The sequence below is a fragment of the Streptomyces hamibioticus genome, assembly GCF_047946815.1.
Classification (GTDB): domain Bacteria; phylum Actinomycetota; class Actinomycetes; order Streptomycetales; family Streptomycetaceae; genus Streptomyces.
In genome coordinates, this window is record NZ_JBKKQY010000001.1 from 7,121,730 (window position 1) to 7,136,703 (window position 14,974).

General features: G+C 73.8%; 16 protein-coding genes. 8 read left to right on the forward strand and 8 right to left on the reverse strand.

Going from position 1 to position 14,974, the window contains the following annotated elements; all coding sequences use genetic code 11:
- Positions 1 to 191: 191 nt before the first annotated feature.
- Genes ACLGIH_RS32550 through ACLGIH_RS32560 form a run of 3 tightly spaced genes read left to right on the forward strand, consistent with a single transcriptional unit; the run spans position 192 to position 3,933 of the window.
- Positions 192 to 1,787 (forward strand): uracil-xanthine permease family protein, encoded by a 1,596-nt coding sequence (locus ACLGIH_RS32550; RefSeq protein WP_416528873.1) that lies wholly within the window; start codon positions 192 to 194, stop codon positions 1,785 to 1,787.
- The gene (locus ACLGIH_RS32555) at positions 1,784 to 3,226 is read left to right on the forward strand and encodes an amidohydrolase family protein (RefSeq protein WP_416528874.1); all 1,443 of its coding nucleotides are present in this window, start codon (positions 1,784 to 1,786) and stop codon (positions 3,224 to 3,226) included. Before ACLGIH_RS32550 ends, ACLGIH_RS32555 begins: the two co-directional genes overlap by 4 nt.
- The gene (locus ACLGIH_RS32560) at positions 3,223 to 3,933 is read left to right on the forward strand and encodes a sulfite exporter TauE/SafE family protein (RefSeq protein WP_416528875.1); all 711 of its coding nucleotides are present in this window, start codon (positions 3,223 to 3,225) and stop codon (positions 3,931 to 3,933) included. The genes ACLGIH_RS32555 and ACLGIH_RS32560 overlap by 4 nt, the downstream gene beginning before the upstream one ends.
- Before the next feature lie 100 nt (positions 3,934 to 4,033).
- On the opposite strand, the gene ACLGIH_RS32565 is transcribed toward ACLGIH_RS32560, so the two are convergent.
- From ACLGIH_RS32565 to ACLGIH_RS32585, 5 genes are all read right to left on the reverse strand, one after another.
- A complete protein-coding gene (locus tag ACLGIH_RS32565) occupies positions 4,034 to 5,074 on the reverse strand; it encodes a LacI family DNA-binding transcriptional regulator (RefSeq protein ID WP_416528876.1) in 1,041 nt (346 codons plus the stop codon).
- A 114-nt stretch (positions 5,075 to 5,188) separates the two neighbouring features.
- Positions 5,189 to 6,178, reverse strand: a complete 990-nt coding sequence (locus tag ACLGIH_RS32570) for an ACP S-malonyltransferase (protein ID WP_416528877.1) — start codon at positions 6,176 to 6,178, stop codon at positions 5,189 to 5,191.
- Positions 6,175 to 7,461: a beta-ketoacyl-[acyl-carrier-protein] synthase family protein gene (locus ACLGIH_RS32575; protein ID WP_416528878.1), complete on the reverse strand. Its 1,287-nt coding sequence runs from the start codon at positions 7,459 to 7,461 to the stop codon at positions 6,175 to 6,177. The genes ACLGIH_RS32570 and ACLGIH_RS32575 overlap by 4 nt, the downstream gene beginning before the upstream one ends.
- Positions 7,458 to 7,730 carry an acyl carrier protein gene (locus tag ACLGIH_RS32580; protein WP_416529544.1) on the reverse strand — a complete coding sequence of 91 codons (273 nt, stop codon included), beginning with the start codon at positions 7,728 to 7,730 and terminating at the stop codon, positions 7,458 to 7,460. The genes ACLGIH_RS32575 and ACLGIH_RS32580 overlap by 4 nt, the downstream gene beginning before the upstream one ends.
- Positions 7,731 to 8,008: 278 nt before the next feature.
- Positions 8,009 to 8,704, reverse strand: coding sequence for a lipoprotein (locus ACLGIH_RS32585; RefSeq protein WP_416528879.1), 696 nt, complete (start codon positions 8,702 to 8,704; stop codon positions 8,009 to 8,011).
- 474 nt (positions 8,705 to 9,178) lie between these two features.
- Here ACLGIH_RS32585 and ACLGIH_RS32590 point away from each other — a divergent pair, with 474 nt between their 5' ends.
- The 5 genes from ACLGIH_RS32590 to ACLGIH_RS32610 all read left to right on the forward strand — a co-directional run bounded on the left by ACLGIH_RS32590 (position 9,179) and on the right by ACLGIH_RS32610 (position 11,786).
- Positions 9,179 to 9,484: a hypothetical protein gene (locus ACLGIH_RS32590; protein WP_416528880.1), complete on the forward strand. Its 306-nt coding sequence runs from the start codon at positions 9,179 to 9,181 to the stop codon at positions 9,482 to 9,484.
- A 188-nt stretch (positions 9,485 to 9,672) separates the two neighbouring features.
- Positions 9,673 to 9,810, forward strand: coding sequence for a hypothetical protein (locus ACLGIH_RS32595; RefSeq protein WP_416528881.1), 138 nt, complete (start codon positions 9,673 to 9,675; stop codon positions 9,808 to 9,810).
- Between the two features lie 27 nt (positions 9,811 to 9,837).
- On the forward strand, positions 9,838 to 10,386 hold the full coding sequence (locus ACLGIH_RS32600) for a hypothetical protein (RefSeq protein ID WP_416528882.1): 549 nt from the start codon (positions 9,838 to 9,840) through the stop codon (positions 10,384 to 10,386).
- Entirely contained in the window at positions 10,383 to 10,991 is a 609-nt protein-coding gene (locus ACLGIH_RS32605; RefSeq protein WP_416528883.1) for a hypothetical protein, read from the forward strand. The genes ACLGIH_RS32600 and ACLGIH_RS32605 overlap by 4 nt, the downstream gene beginning before the upstream one ends.
- A gap of 153 nt (positions 10,992 to 11,144) precedes the next feature.
- Positions 11,145 to 11,786 carry a DUF998 domain-containing protein gene (locus ACLGIH_RS32610; RefSeq protein WP_416528884.1) on the forward strand — a complete coding sequence of 214 codons (642 nt, stop codon included), beginning with the start codon at positions 11,145 to 11,147 and terminating at the stop codon, positions 11,784 to 11,786.
- A 45-nt stretch (positions 11,787 to 11,831) separates the two neighbouring features.
- On the opposite strand, the gene ACLGIH_RS32615 is transcribed toward ACLGIH_RS32610, so the two are convergent.
- The 3 genes from ACLGIH_RS32615 to ACLGIH_RS32625 form a co-directional block, all read right to left on the reverse strand.
- The gene (locus ACLGIH_RS32615; RefSeq protein ID WP_416528885.1) at positions 11,832 to 13,706 is read right to left on the reverse strand and encodes a SpoIIE family protein phosphatase; all 1,875 of its coding nucleotides are present in this window, start codon (positions 13,704 to 13,706) and stop codon (positions 11,832 to 11,834) included.
- Positions 13,707 to 13,884: 178 nt separating this feature from the next.
- Positions 13,885 to 14,205 (reverse strand): hypothetical protein, encoded by a 321-nt coding sequence (locus tag ACLGIH_RS32620; protein WP_416529545.1) that lies wholly within the window; start codon positions 14,203 to 14,205, stop codon positions 13,885 to 13,887.
- Positions 14,206 to 14,343: 138 nt separating this feature from the next.
- Positions 14,344 to 14,871, reverse strand: a complete 528-nt coding sequence (locus tag ACLGIH_RS32625) for a copper chaperone PCu(A)C (protein ID WP_416528886.1) — start codon at positions 14,869 to 14,871, stop codon at positions 14,344 to 14,346.
- Positions 14,872 to 14,974 lie beyond the last annotated feature (103 nt).

Consider the following 14,974-nt stretch of genomic DNA (forward strand, 5'->3'; position numbering starts at 1 on the left):
TCGAAGTGTTGCTGCGCCTGCACGGTCGGTCCCGGCTCCGGGGAGCGACCGTGCAGCTGCTCTTGACGGTGGGGCGACGGCCTCACATACTGACGGCCAAATCGATTTGGCCAAATCGATTTGGCTCTCCGTCCAGGGCCGGATCGCGGCTGAAATCCGAGCGTGCCCGTACGCCCGAACGGAGCCCGAACGTGTCCAGTCCCCGCCAGAACCGGCCCGGTGCCGGCCAACCGCCGACCTCCGACCGCCCGGCGACCACCCACCCGGCGACCGTCGACCCGGCGGCCGGCCACCCGGCCGCCGACGACCCCGCCGCCCCCGCCCCCGTCCCCGCCGCCGCGGCCGCGGCCGTCCGCCGTCCCGCCCCGCCCGTCCGCCCTGACGACGGCCCCCGTCCCGAGGACGCCCCCGCCGGGGAGGCCGCGTCCTTTGCCGTGGAGGACGGCGCGCGGCCCGCGATCCACCCCGTGGACGAGTCACGCCCCCTCGGCCGGATCCTGCTCTTCGGGGTCCAGCACGTCCTCGTCATGGCCGCCACCCCCATCTCGGCGATCTTCCTGATGAGCGCCACCCTGGGGCTCGGCGCCGAACTGACCGTCAATCTGCTCTCCGCGGCCTTCGTGCTGTCCGGCGTCGGATCGCTGATCCAGTCGCTCGGGCCCTGGAAGTTCGGACCCCGGCTGCCGTTCGTGATGCTGCCGGGCGGGGCGCCGCTCATCCTGTTCCTCGCCATCGCCGAGCAGCACGGACTGCGCACCGCGACCGGCGCGGTGATCCTGACGGCGGTGTTCTACTTCGTCGTCCTTCCGGTGTTCTCCCGGCTGCTGAAGTTCTTCCCCGCCCTCGTCATCGGCACGATGATCGTCATCGTCGGCGTCAACCTCGTGAAGGTCGGCGCGGTCCTCGTCACCGGACGACCCGGCACCCCCGGCTTCGCCGATCCCGTCAACCTCGGGCTCGGCATGGCGACGATCGGGTTCACCGTCCTCTTCTACCTGTTCTCCACCGGCATCCTGCGCCAGCTCGCCGTGATGCTCGGCCTGCTCGCCGGCACCGCCCTCGCCGCCGTCGTCGGCGCGGTCGACGCCTCGAGCGCCGCCGGCGGCGACCTGGTCAGCCTGCCGCAGCCGATGCCCTTCGGCTCGCCCGTGTTCAACCTCGTCGCCGCGCTGCCGCTGATGCTCTACAGCCTGGCGTCCATGGCCGAGGCCACCGGCCAGACCGTCATCAACGCCGAGGCCGTCGGCAAGGACATCGACAAGCGGACCGACGTGCCGAAGACCGTCCGCGGCGACGCCGTCACCTCGCTCTTCGGCGGATGCTTCGGACTGCCGCTGCTGGTCACCAGCGGGGAGAACATCGGCATCGTCCGCGTCACCGGCGTCCGCAGCCGGTACGTCACCGCAGCGGCCGGCGTCGTCCTCATCGTCATCGGATTCCTCGCCCCCGTCACCCGCGCGATCAGCGTGATCCCCTCCGCGGTCGTCGGCGGCACCGCCATGGTCGTGTTCGCCGTCATCACCGTGCTCGGCATCCAGATGCTCGGCCGCTCCGACCTCGACAAGCACACCAGCACCTTCATCTGCGCGGTCGCTCTCTCGCTGGGGCTGCTGCCGATCCTCGTTCCCGGCGTCTACGGCCACTTCCCGCCGAACGTCCGCATCCTCCTCGAAAGCGGCGTCGCCGTAGGCGCGTTCGTCGCCGCCGTCCTCAACCTCCTCTTCCACCATGTCCGGCCGGGCATCGCCGCCCGTCTGACCACCGCCCGCACAGGAAGCGACCGATGAACCAGTCCGACCGCGATCTCCTGACCGCCCCCGGCCCCCTCCTCCTCGTACCGGGAGCGGTGCTGCTCCCGGAAGGCCCCGTCGGCGGCTGGGCCGTCGTGGTCGGCGACGGCCGCTTCGAGGCCGTGGGGCCGGCGGACGAACTGGAGCGCACACACCCGCAGTTGCGGGCCGTACGGCTGCCCGACCGGCTGCTGATGCCCGGCTTCGTCGACGCCCACCACCACCTCACCCAGAGTTTCGGCGCCGCGCTCGCCTTCGGGGAACCCTCGGAGATCTTCCGCCGGGTCTGGGTACCGCTGGAGGGCGCGCTGGACGAGGAAGCGGCCTACACCGCGGCCAAGCTCGCCGCCCTGGAAGCGCTGCGGGGCGGCTTCACCACCGTCGCCGACGCCGGCACCCGCGCCGACGTGGACGTCGACGTCGTCGCGTCGGCCGCCCGCGACGCTGGGATCCGCTGCGTCCTGGGACTCGTCTGCAACGACGCCGACGGCGGCCCCGAGGACGAGAACGGTGCCGGGAACGGGGCGGGGCGGCCCGCCGTCCTGGAGGACGCCGAGAAGCACCTCGCCCGGTACGCGGACGACCCGCTCGTCCACGCCTCCCTGGCCGTCTCCGTCCCGGAGGCCGCCACCGAACGGACCCTGCACGCCACCGCCCGACTGGCCGCCGAGGCCGGAGCCGTCGTCCAGATCCACGTCAACGAGCACCTCGCCGGCGTGGAACGGTCCCTGGTACGGCACGGGCTGCGGCCCCTGGAACACCTGCACCGCGTCGGCGCGCTCGGCCCCCAGCTGCTCGCCGCGCACGCCACGCTCCTGACCCCGCACGAGCTGACCCTGCTCGCCGACACGGGAACCGCCGTCAGCTACAACCCGGTCGCCAGCGCCTGGAAGGGCAACGCGGTCGCGCCCGCGACCACCATGGCCGAGCGCGGCATCCGCTTCGGACTCGGTACCGACGGCACCCGCGGCGACGGCTTCCGGCTCGCGGACGCCGCCGAGTTCGCCCAGCGGCTGGCGTACGGGCTGAGCACCGGAGACTCCTCGTGCGGTGCCGGCTGGACCTGGCTGGAGCACGCCACCCGCGGCGGTGCGAACGCCGTCGGCCTCGGCGCCCGCACCGGCACCATCGCCCCGGGCCTGGCGGCCGACTTCCTCCTCGTCGACGTCGACACCCCGGAGCTGGCGCTCTCCTGGGACCTGCCCTGGGAGCTCGTACGCCGCGGCAACCGCGACCAGATCACGGCCGTCTTCGTCGCCGGGCGGCTGCGCATGTGGCACGGCCGGCCGGCCGACTGGGACGGGGCCGCACTGGTGCGGCGCGCGGCCGAGCTGGCCCGCGCCGCCGTCGGCCGGGCGGACATCACCCGGGTGCATCCCACCTCCGCGGCGGCCCGGGCGCTGCACCGGTCGCGGGAACGGAGCGCGGCGCAGTGACGGTGCTGACGCTGACGGTCCTCGCCGTCACGGTGGCCGTGGCCGCGTTCGTCCAGGGCAGCAGCGGACTGGGTTTCGCGCTGATCGTGGCGCCGGTGGCCGGGATGCTCGACCCGCACCTGGTCCCGGTGTTCGTGCTGGCGTCGATGATCCCGCTCAACCTGTACGTCGCCTGGCGCGAACGGGCATCGCTCGACCTGCGCGGCGCGGGCTGGATCACCGGGGCGCGGCTCGCCGCCACCCCGGCCGGGCTGGCGCTGCTCTGGCTGATCCCGGAACGCAGCCTCGGCGTGTTCGTGGGCGTCGCCACCGTGCTCGCGGCCGTCGTGAGCCTGGCCGCGCCCGCGTTCACGCCCGGCCGGGCCGCCTACGTCGGCGCGGGCGCGGTGACCGGGCTGACGGAGACCGCAACCGGCGTCGGCGGCCCTCCGCTCGCGCTGGTCTACCAGCACCGGCCGCCCGCCGAACTGCGCTCCACCGTCGCCGCCTGCTTCCTCGTCGGGGAAGTCGCCTCCCTGGCGCTGCTGTTCGGCACCGGGGAGGCGGACGCCGCGGAGCTGGGCCACGCTGCCGTGCTGCTGCCGGCGATCGCCGTGGGCGCATGGCTGAGCCGCCTGGTCCACCACCGCTTCGACGCCCGCAGGATGCGCCTGTTCGTGCTGGTCTTCGCGCTGGTCTCCGGACTCGTGCTGATGCTGGGGGTGTGACGGCGTTACGGGCCGCCGCAGGGCCGTCCGGCAATTCCCCCCTGCCCCGCGACGCCTGGCATGCGACGCCTGCACCGCGACGCCTGGCACGCGCGTTCGCTCAGCTCCGGCCGGTCCGCAGCGACGACGCCCGGACGATCACCCGCGGCTCGGGGGACACCGCCACCGACGGCGTGGCGGTGTCCCCGCGCAGCCGCCCCAGCAGCAGCTCCACCGCGTCGGACGCCGCCCGGTCCAGATGCAGATCGACCGCCGTCAGCGGCGGCTCGCAGGTGCGCGCCCGCAGCCCGTCGTAACGGGTGACGACCATGACGTCGTCCGGCACGGCACGCCCGCTCTCCCGGATCGCCCGGACCGCACCCACCGCGAAGGCGTCCACCAGCGCGCAGACCGCGTCGATGCCGGGGTGTTCGGCCAGCAGCGCGGCGCACCGCTCGTACCCGGCCTGCTCACCGCCCGACTCCGCCACCCGCGCCACGATCGGCGTCCAGCCGTACTCCTCGGCGATCCGCTCGTAGGCGGCGATCGCGTCGACGGACGAGTGCCGGGAACCGGCGCCCACGATCAGCGCCGGCCGGACGGCGCCCTGCTCGTGCAGATGCCGCAGCAGCAGCTCCGCGACCGTCCTGCCGCGCAGGTCGACGTACGGGGCGTCCTCGTCGGGCGAGACCGGCCGGCCGAGCGCCACATACGGCAGCCCCCGCTCGCGCAGCTGGGCCGCCGCGACGTCCTCGACGTCCGGTTCCACCACGATGGCCCCGTCGATGTCGACGGAGTACAGCGCCGCACCCGACTGCACCGGCGGCACGAGCACGAGTGCGTAGTCGTGCAGCAGGGCGCTCTCCGCGGCGGCCGCCGCCACCTCCATGTAGAACCCGAGCCGGGACGGGCCGCCCGCGACCGCGAACGGCATCGAGGAGGCGAGCGCGATCGCCTTCGCCTGCCCGCGCCGCAGCCGCTGCGCCCGCAGATTGGGGCGGTAGCCGAGTTCCGCCGCGACCTGCCTGATGCGCTCGCGCGTGCGCGGGTCGACCTTGCCGAGCCCGTTCAGGGCGTGCGACACGGTCGTGCGTGAGACTCCGGCGACGCGTGCGACATCCGCGATCGTCGGCGGCCGCTGGCCGGGGGCGGACGTAGCCATCTGCCCGGACACTCCTCGCTGGCGGGAACGGTTGACCCGACCATCTTCGCCGACCCGCCGCCCGCCGGCGCGGCCCGGGGCCGCCTTCGTCCGCGCCGTCGGGCCTGCCCCCCTTCACTTCAGGCGGTGGCGTATCCGGTCGGCGTCGACCGGGGTGCGCAGTGGCGCGGCGGTGCGGCAACCGGGCAGATTGGCCTTGGCCAGGGTGCTGAGCAGGGCGCGCGGGCCGCTGTCGATGAAGGTGGTGCCGCCGGCCGCGTGCAGCATCCGCAGGGTGCGGTCCAGGGCCATCGGCCGGGTGAGGTGGGCTGCCGCGGCGCCGCGCAGCTGGTCGCGGGTGTGCAGTGGCCCGTCGCCGGTGGCCGTGTGGAGCACGAGGGCGGGCGGCTGCACCGGCTGGCGCCGCAGGAGGCGACGGAAGGCGCGGTCGACGTCGTCGAGCAGGGGGTGGTGGTAGGCGGTGCGGGTGGTCAGGGCGGTGGCGCGGTGGCCCCGGCTCCGGGCGGCCTGCCGGACGCGCTCCAGGTCGTCGTCCGGGCCGGCGAGGACGACCTGCGCGGGGCCGTTGCGGGCGGCGACGCGTATGTGCGGCGACCGGCAGGATTCGAGCAGGGCCGCCGTCTGGTCCGGGGTCGTGTCGGTGGCCAGCAGGCCCGCCGGGGGCAGTGCGGCGTCCCGCAGGAGTTGGTCCCGAAGGCGCAGCAGACCGGCGCCCTGGTGCACGGTGATGACCCCGGCCACGGTGAGCGCCGCCAGGTCGCCCACGCTGTGGCCGAGGACCGCGTCGACGGGTGTGCGCAGGTGCTCGAGCAGGACGGCCGCGGACGCGACGACCGCGGCGTACGTGGCCAGGTCGAAGGCGAGGGGATGGCGGGCCAGCAACTCCTCGGGCCCGGGCGCGCCGTGGTCGGTCAGGAGCCGGCTCACCGGTGGCGCGGTGTCACCGGGGCCGCGGGAACGGGCGTCGACGGCCTGCAGCACCCCGCGTACGGCCGGGATGCCGTGCAGGTGCCGGAGTGCGCCGGGAAGGTAGGCACCCTGCCCGGGGCACATCAGCACCGTGTGCGGCGGCCGGCCGTCGACGACCGGCTGACGGTGGGTCATGAGTCGGTGGCGAAGGCCAGGGCCACGTTGTGCCCGCCGAATCCCATGCTGGTGCTGATGGCGGCCAGCGGACCGGAGGGCAGTGGCTGCGGGCTGCGGCCGACGACGTTCAGTTCGATGGCCGGATCGAGGCGGTCGAGGGTGCACACGGGCGGTGCGGTCCGCTCGCGCAGGGCGAGGACCGTGGTGGCGGCCTCGATGGCCCCGGCGGCCCCCAGTGTGTGCCCGAGGGCGGCTTTGGGGGCGCTGACCGGGACGTTCTTCAGCGCGTCGCCGAACACGCTGCGCAGCGCCTGGGCCTCGCCGAGGTCGCCCAGCGGGGTGGAGGTGGCGTGGGCGTTGATGTGCTGGACCTGGCGGGGGGTGAGACCGGCGTCGCGCAGGGCGGCGGTCACCGCGTCGGCGCAGCCGGTCCCTCCGGGGGCGGGCTGGGCCACGTGGTGACTGTCGTTGGTGATGCCCGCGCCCGTCAGGTAGCAGTGCACCCGGGCGCCACGGGCGGCGGCGTGCTCGGGACGCTCGACGACGAGGATGCCGGCTCCCTCAACCATGACGAACCCGTCCCGGTCCGCGTCGAAGGGCCGGGACGCCCGCTGTGGATCGTCGTGCCGCCGGGACAGCGCCTGCAGACGGGCGAACCCGGCGAGCGCCAGTGGCACCAGCGCGGCCTCGGTGCCGCCCGCGACCACCACGTCGGCATGACCGTCACGGATGATGGCGAGAGCCATGGCCAGGGCCTCGGCACCGGCCGCGCAGGCGCTGACCGGTGTCTGCACCCGCGCCTTGGCGCCGACGAGCAGCCCGACCTCGGCCGCCGGATGGTTGGGCAGCATGATGGGGATCGTGCGCGGCGTGACCCGGTCGGCCCCGCCCGTCTCCAGACGGTGCTGCTGCTGCAGGATGCTGGAGAGGCCGCCGAGGCCCACGCCGACGACCGCGGCCGTCCGGGTGCCGGACGCCGTACGGGCCGCCGGGTCCGCCAGCCCCGCGTCCCGCATGGCCTCCTTCGCGGCGATCAGGGCGAGCTGGGCCGAGCGGTCGCAGTGCGCGGCCTTCGCCGCCGGGAGCACCGAGCGGGGGTCGACCGCCGCGCGGGCCGCGAGGTAGTCCTGTGAGGAGCCGTCGGGCATCTCGAAGCCGACGCGTTCGACGCCGCACAGCCCGCCCAGCAGCGCCGCCCAGGTGGAGGGGGCGTCACCGCCCAGCGCCGTGGTCACGCCCAGTCCGGTGACCGCCGCCGCCGTGTCCTTGCGGACCGGCGTGGCCCGGTGCGGAGCACTCACGAGACCTCACCGGCAGGAGCGGTGACGGCGGCGATGTGGGCGACGATCTCCCGCACCGTGGTGAGTCGTTCCGCGTCCTCCAGCGGCACCTGGATCTGCCAGTGCTCCTCGATGGCGGTCACCAACTCCAGCCGGGCCAGGGAGTCGACGCCCAGGTCGTCCTTGAGCGAACTGTCGAGCCGGACGTCCTGCACGGACAGGTCCTCGACGGTGGTGGCCAGCAGTTCCTGGAGCTCTCCGAACAGCTGTCGTTCGTCAGTGGCGGGCAGCATGGAAGTTCCTCCTCGGTCCGCGCGGCGGGCGCCGGATCGACGCTCCGCCGAATCACAACCGCAGGCTTTCCGGCCATCCGGAACCCCAAGCGCCACTTGAGGTGGGCGGAGGGTGCATGCGAGGCATCCGGTGGGCGCCCCGTCGAGGGACCCGCCGCGGCTTCGCCCACAAGCGCCCCGTGCCCGGGTAAGGGTGCGGCCCGGCGGACGCGTAACGGAGGCGACCGGTGGGCGGACCGCCCCACGGCGGGTGATCCACGGCGGCGGTCTCCGGCTCAGGCCGTCCCTGTGGCCAGGCTGCGCTTGGCCAGTTCGTAGGCGGGGAGCATCGCCTCGTGCTCCTGGGTGTCGAGTCCGCCGAGGTGGACGACGACCGGACCGCCGGGGGTGCTGACGGCGAGGGCGCGCTCCTGCTTCGTCTCCTCCAGCACTTCGCTCGTGCGGAGGTACGCCACCTCGACGCCTTCGACGCCGCCCGACTCGAACGCGCTGTACTCCTCCTCGCTCACCCCGCTTTCCGCCGCGACGAACTCCTCCAGCACGCCACGGGGGTCCGCATCGCCCGCCTCGCCGGTCCAGATCCGCAGGAAACCGATGTGCCCGGCGGGCTTGGCGTCCACCTCGCAGACCAGTGTCACCGGCCCCTGGCTCAGCAGCGCGTCGGAGAGCTCCGCGGCCGACTCGCCGCCGGTCGCGCCCGGGGGGCCACCGACGGCCTCCGCCTGCCATCCCTCGGCGACGTCGAGGGTGACGGGCAGTTCACAGGCCGAGCCCGTGGCCCCGATCGTGCCGCCGCTCTTGACCTGCGGGCCGCCGCGCCCGGCCAAGGCCGCGGACGTGGATGCCGACGCGGATGCTCGGGGGCCGCCTCCGGCGCCCTCGTCCTCGCCGGCACACCCCGTCAGACCGCCCACCGCGAGCGCCACGAGTGCGGCCGTCCCGCGCCACGCGTTCCCCACCCCGACCTGCACTGCGCTCTCCTCTCGCTCGAACCGCGTCACTGTAACCGGGTGTTGCTTCACGGCCGCGGACGGGGTGGCTGAACGATGCCCGCCGGGCCGGGCCGGGCGCCGGCCTCAATCAACTGGCCGTCCGGCAGGCGAGGTGATTGGGGTGTGCCTCAAGTTGCGTGGAATTGAACGGAGTTCAGGGTGGAGGCCGTGGTTCGGGGGACAGCGTGCGCAGTGGCGCTGATGGCGGCGTCGACCGGCTGTGGAGGTGACAAGGACACGGCTTCCGGATCGGGCGGCGGGGAGGCCGGGGCGTCCGCCGTGCTGTCCGCGGAGCAGATCCGGTCGGCGCTCCCGACCGACAGGAGCTTGGGCGATGTCTTCGCCGGGGATGACGCGGTCGTGGTCGTGGGGGAGGAAGCACGCCGGTTCTGTGCGGAAAGCAGCGGGAAGACGTGCGACGGACTGGTGGCCGGAGGACACAAAGAGCTTGCGGTGAGGGGCTCCGCGGACGACGGCAAGGTCGAGTTCACCCTCTTCTCGTTCGATTCCCCGCAGGCCGCGAGCGCGGTGGCGAAGGGCATGGCGGCCCGCAAGAGGGATGGCGGCGGCACCGCACTCGAGCCGGTGCGGATCGAGGCCGGTGCGGACGACACCGACGCGTTCTCCTCCGGCAGGCTCACCGACGTGGTCATGCGGGTCGGCGGTGTCGTCGCGTACGTCCGGGCGGTGGAGACCGAGACCGGCAATGTGAACCACGCGGCCACGCATCAGGCCGACCGGATCAAGAACGTCGCTTGAGCGCGACCGCCGACCGGCACTCAGGGCGCGCGCGGCACAGGCGCCGCGCGGAAGTCGGGGGCGGCCGTGGATCGGACGTCGCCGCCTGTTCGTCCGGTGGTGTGGGTATCGTTCGGCCTTCGCATTGGCTTGATCGGGGGAGCGGCCGATACGCGCGGTCCCCTGGGGGACGTGGAAAGGAACCGTGCGTGAAGATCAGCAGGGCGGTGATGGCGCTCGTGGCGGCCGGTGCGCTCTCGGCGTGCAGTACAGGCGGTGACGCCGGTACGGCGCCGGGCACCGCGGTGCCGTCGAAGGGCGCGACCGCCTCGTCCGGACCGGGGTAGGCCGCGCCGCCGACAGCCGGGCTCAAGGTGCCTGCCGCCTATGACTCCTCCCGAGGCCGGCAGCTGACGAAGGAGCAGGCTCCGCAGTACCAAGTCCTGCCGCAGGCGGGACTGGTGGCCGTGCTGGTGGGCGAGGACGCCACCTATCGCGTACGGGCGCTCGAAGCGGCCACCGGCCGACTCCGGTGGGAGAGCAAGCCGTTCAAGAGCCTCCAGCAGCGGTGGGCTCCGCGGTTGCTGGTCACCGGTTCCGGCGGGGAGGAACACCTGGTCGTCTGGTCGACCGGCCGGGTGGGCGGGGACGCGGTGACGAAGGCTCGGGAGGTGTACTCCATCGACATCTATCGAGCCGACGGCTCCGGTACGGGCCTGGCACCCCGGCACCTGGAGGTCCCGATGCCCACGGGTGGCAGGCACGAGGTGCTGGACGGGGGCGCCGGGCTGCTGCTGGACTCGACGACCGCCCGGTCACGGTCATCGACGCCGGCACCGGCGCGCCGGAGGTCATCGAGCCCAGGTCCTTCACCCCGCCGCCGGGTTGCACGTCGTGCAGTGGCCGACAGGTCAAGGCGATGACGTCCCAGGGCCCGGTGTTCACCGACACCATGAACTCCGGCCGGTTCTGGTCCCCGGCCGGCTGGGACTCCACGGAGGTCGCACCGCCCGAGGCCGAGGCCGCCAGGGGGTCGATATGGCCGGTGGCCGGCGGTCATCTGCTGGCACGCTGGGAAGAGAAGAACGACGGCGACCACAATGTGTGGGCCGTGCTGGACGGTGACAGCGGCCGGGTACAGGCATCGGTCCTGTGTGACAAGCCGTTCGCCGCGGTGAACGGTGACCCGCATTCCGCCGTCTCCCCGAACGGCCGTTACCTGGTCTCCGGACACCTCGCCTTCGATCTGGACGGCAAGAAGGGCTACTGCTTCGAGGAGAGCGAGACCTCCAAGCCACTCACCTTCCGTTCCGTCACCGAGGAGGGCACCGCCTACGGCACCTCACGCACCCGGGACGGCAGCGTCTCCGGCTCGGCGGCACCTGTTGTGCTGCCGATGGACACCGGCACCCCGCAGCCCATGGGGAGCGGATCGGCCGCTCCCGTGGCCGACTTCGCCGGTGTCGGGGTCTTCGAGATCCCGCGGCCGGAGGGCGGCGGCCTGGTCGTCCACCCGCACAAGGACTGAGTCCCGTGTTTCCGGATGGGCGCCGACCGGGCTGATCGTCGGTGGCTGCGCGCCGCCGGAGCGCGAGCGGCGTCACGCCCGCGACGGAACGCCTGTGGCGACCGACGGTGCCGCCCTCACCGATGTCCGCAATGGTCCCTATATGCTCGATCAGTGCCGATTGTTCCTAAATGGGCTTTGGTCTCGTCGGCGTGCGCGCCCGTTCTGCTCGTCCTGGGCTGGGTGGTCGCGGGCGGCCTGGAAGGCCGCGCCTACGACCCTGCCACGCAGACCATCAGCGTCCTGGCGGCGTACGGCGCCTCGGGGTACTGGGTGATGACCGGGGCGTTCCTCGCGCTGGGCGTCTGCCACCTGGTGACGGCCTGGGGGCTGCGGCCCGCCGCGCCGGCCGGACGCGTGGCGCTGGCCGGTGGCGGACTCTCGGCCCTGGCGGTGGCACTGGTCCCCGCGCCCAGCAGCGGGGGTTCGCTGCGCCACGGATCGGTGGCCGCCGTCGGATTCGCTCTGCTGGCCGTGTGGCCCGTCCTGGCCGCCGACCGCAGCGGAAGCGCTCCCTGGGCTCTCCGGCCCGTGCCCTCGACCCTGGCCACGGTCGCCATGGCCGCGGGCGCCGCCTGGTTCGTCTTCGAGATGCAGTGGCAGGGCGTCGCAGGCGCGGCCGAACGCGTCGTCACGGCCATGCAGTCGGTGTGGCCGTTCGTGGTCGTCGCGTCCTGCCTGCACGGCTCCGGGCGTTCCCCGGACCCGGGCGGCCCCCGGTCCGGACAGCGGAGCGCCGGCTCCATCGAGCCGTGAGGGGCCCGCCGCTCCCGCCACCCCCCGTGACGATGTCCGCAGGGCCTACTCCTCCAGTCCGTCCCGGTGCCGAAGCGCCTCGCGGGCCTGACGTGTGGGGTCCTCCACCGGGGCGTGCTCCTGCAGCGAGCCGGGGGCCGCCCGGTCCGGGGCGGCGGGACTGCGGGAGGTCTGCGGGGGCGGAGGCGGGCCGTGGTCGCCGGGGGCGCCGGCGCCGGCCGCGGGCAGACGCAGGGCGAGCAGGGCGGTGTCGTCGCCCTCGGGGGAGAGGCGGGTGAGCAACTGGTCGCAGAACACGTCCACGCTTCGCCCGGTCAGTCGCTGAGCCAGCACGGAGGCGTGATGGCGGAGTTTCGCCATGCCGGCGTCGATGGGACGGCCCCTGCTCTCGACCAGGCCGTCGGTGTAGAACAGCACGGTCGCGTCGGCGGGCAGGTCCTCGTGGGCGTCCGGCCAGCTCAGTCCGAGGTGCAGGGTGGCGCTCATGCCGATCAGCGGTCCGTGCCCGCCGGTGAGGAAGCGGGTGCCTCCGTCGCGCGTGATCAGCAGTGGCGGGGGATGGCCGGCGTTGACCCAGTGCAGTCGCCACGGCCCTCCGTCGGGGCCCTCGAGGCGGGCGAAGACGAGTGTGGCCATGGGCGCGTCGCTGGTGTGGGTCACCGCCTCGTCCAGCCTGCGCATGATCACGCTGGGGGGCTCCGTGTGGGTCCACGCGAGGGCGCGCAGCATGTTGCGCACCTCGGCCATGTGGGCGGCGGCCTGCAGGTCATGACCGACCACATCGCCGATGACCAGCGCCATGACGCCGTCGGCGAGCAGAAAGGCGTCGTACCAGTCGCCTCCGATCTCCATGGCGCTCTGCGCGGGCAGATAGCGTGCGGTCATCCGCAGATGGTCGACCTGTGGCAGGGGCGCCAGCAACTGGCGTTGCATGGTCGCGGCGACGTTGCGCTGCTCGTCGTAGAGCCGGCCGTTGTCCAGCACCAGGGCCAGGCGCCGGCCGATGTCCGCGAGCAGGCGCACTTCGGTGTCGGGCGGCGCGGGGGAGTGGGCGGCACGCGCCACGGTCAGCGTGCCGTAGTGGTGCCGGCGGGATCTGATCGGGGCCACGGTGGCCCAGTGGCCGCCGAGCCGGTCGAACAGGATGCGGTGGGTGGCGGCGAGCGGTGCCTCCGGATCCCGCAGGCCGGTGGCGTTCACCACGAGCGGGCGGTCGCCGCGGGCGAGCGAACGGTCCGCCCGACGGTGCCGGGCGGGCAGCGGCAGCGGTCCCTCCAGGCGTTTCGCGCGGCGTGGGCGCGCGGGACTCCGCACCGCGACGCGCTCCAGCTGCCCGGAACGGGCGTCGGCCAGGTCGACGGCCGCCCACTCCCCGAGTTCCGGCACCAGCAGGGGGAGCAGCCGGTGCGTTGCGGCAAAGGGGTCCATGCTCGACATCAGCACCGAGGAGACGTCGGCCAGGAGGTTCAGCCGGCCGGTCAGCGCCTCCAGGGCGGCGGTGTGGGCGGCGGCCCGGTCCTCGGCGTCCCGGTGCATGCTGAAGTCGCTGAAGACGACCACCAGGCCGCTCCTGTGGCCGCCCAGCACGAGGGGCGTCGTCGACCAGATGATCGGCAGGGTCTTGCCGTCGCCTCGCAGGAAGTACTCCTCGCTGCCCTCCTCGGCGTCCCGGCTGCCCAGCAGCGGAGTCCGCATCAGGCACTGCTCGCGCGGCACGGGGCTGCCGTCGGGGCGCCGGTGCAGCAGATCGTGCGCGTCGCGGCCCAGCATCGCCGCCGCCGACCGGCACAGCAGCCGTTCCCCCCAGGGATTGACGTACGTGATGAGCCCGGCCGTGTCCAAGGTCAGGACGCCCGCCCCGATGCCGCGCAGGACGGCATCCGCGAAGTCGGGATCCAAGGTGTCGCCTGATCCGGTCATGGGCTTCCACTCCTCGTGGCACAGCTCCTACGTAGCAGACCACATCGCGCGGCCCTCGGCGTGGGTGACGCGCTGCGGACGGGCCCGTGCCCGGACACCGGACAACGGGCACCGGCGGCCGGCGCGGCGGCCCGCCGGCCGGCGGGCAGCGCCTGCGCCGTGACGGACCAGCCGCGTTCTACGGCGTGCCGTCGCCGTCGAGGAAGCGAAGCAGCACCGCGGCCTCCGCGCGCAGCCGCGCGACTCGGCCGGCGTGGGCGGGCGCGGTCAACTGCGCTGCGGCCGCCAGGCGTTCGGTGGCCTCGGCGCGCACGACTTCCGCCACGGTGTGCTCACTCAGCTCCCGCCGCGTCACCTCGGTGGCACCGGCGCCGACCGGTGACTGTTCGAGGGCCGGGCCGCGCATGCCGGCCTCGTCCACGGGCACCGCCTCCGCGTTGTCCAGCGCGGCCAGCGTCGCGCGCAGGGCGCTCACCGCGGCCTTGTCGCGGGCGCGCATCGCTTCCGGAAGGGCTTGACGCATACGAAGACGCAGAGACATGCCGGGACCCTATGGCCGGGCCCCCGACCCCACAACGGGATATCCCCGCACCATCAGGGCCCGGCCACCAGGGCCCCGACCGCCGGACGGCTCGGCTCACCGCGTCGGCGAAGGACTCTCGTCGCGGACGGGAACCTGCGCCGCGATGTTGAAGGTGATCGGTCCCGCGTTCTCGAACCGCAAGGTGAACTTCATGAAGTCGCCGCCCCTGATGGTCTCGCTCACGTCCCGCAGGACCAGGTGGGGCCTGCCGGATTCCAGCTCCACGAGCTGGTTCACCGGTAGCTCGACGCCGTCGGGAAGCACTTTGCCGTCGGAGTCGACGATGTCCACGGAGGCCGCGTTCGGCGTTTCGGCGCCCACGAGCCTGTCCGCCTCGTCGCCCTTGTTGTAGAGCCACAGGTATGCGGGGACGTCGTCTCCGGGCTGCCACGGTTCCTCCCGCGGCTCGGCCACATGCGCGTACCGGATCATGATGTCGCCGACCCGGGCGTTCTGGCCCGGCGCCCCCCAGTCCGGCAGGGAGAACTCGTCGTCCCCGCCGCATCCGCTCGCGGTCACCGCCAGGGCGAGGGCGGCCGCCGCGAGCGCGCCCCGGCCGCGGAACGCTGACAAGGCTGTCACGGTCACTCCTCTCACGAGCCCACGCGTTCCACCTTGAGTGCCCCATGGCGTCAGGACAAACGGAGTGGGCTGATCGGTACGGCGAGCGCCGACATCGACGCGG